This window comes from Rhizobacter sp. P2_H2 (genome assembly GCF_056403375.1).
In genome coordinates, this window is record NZ_JBFUFP010001855.1 from 1 (window position 1) to 520 (window position 520).

General features: G+C 67.1%; 1 protein-coding gene. It reads right to left on the reverse strand.

Annotation, left to right across the window (positions count from 1 at the left end):
* A partial coding sequence (locus AC1D15_RS36600; RefSeq protein ID WP_477829951.1) for a hypothetical protein occupies window positions 1–520 on the reverse strand: 520 nt, incomplete at both ends.

Genomic DNA, 520 nt, shown 5'->3' on the forward strand with positions numbered 1-520 from the left:
GTGCAGGAACTTGTACAGCGAGCTGTTGTTGTCGGTCAGGGGCGCGGTGGATCCGCCGGCCGCGACGTTCCTGTTCGAGCCGAGCGAGTTGCTGACGTCGGGTGCGCTGCCGTAGTCGATGGTCTTGGCGACGAAGCGGGCGTCGACGGTGCCGGTGACGGCGGCCGTCGAGGTGCCGAGGATGTTGTTGCTGCCGCCCATCGCCGCGTTGCGCGCGTTGACCAGCGTGTTGAAGTCGGACACGCGGTCGAGGTTGCCGACGCTGGCGTCGTCGCTGTGGCGGCGGTTGCCGTTGACGGTGCTGTCGTTGTAGCCGTAGTACTCGCCGTTCAGGCCTTGGGTGTTGGTGATCACCGTCGTGGTCGGCGTGACGGCGGTGAGGGTGTCGGCCTGCCCGGCGACCTGGATGGTCAGCGTCGCGTTCGACGTGCCGCCGCTCGGGTCCTTCACCTGGTAGGTGAACACGTCGGTGACGAAGGCGCCGGTGGCGACCGCATCCGCATTGTTGGCGACATAGGAG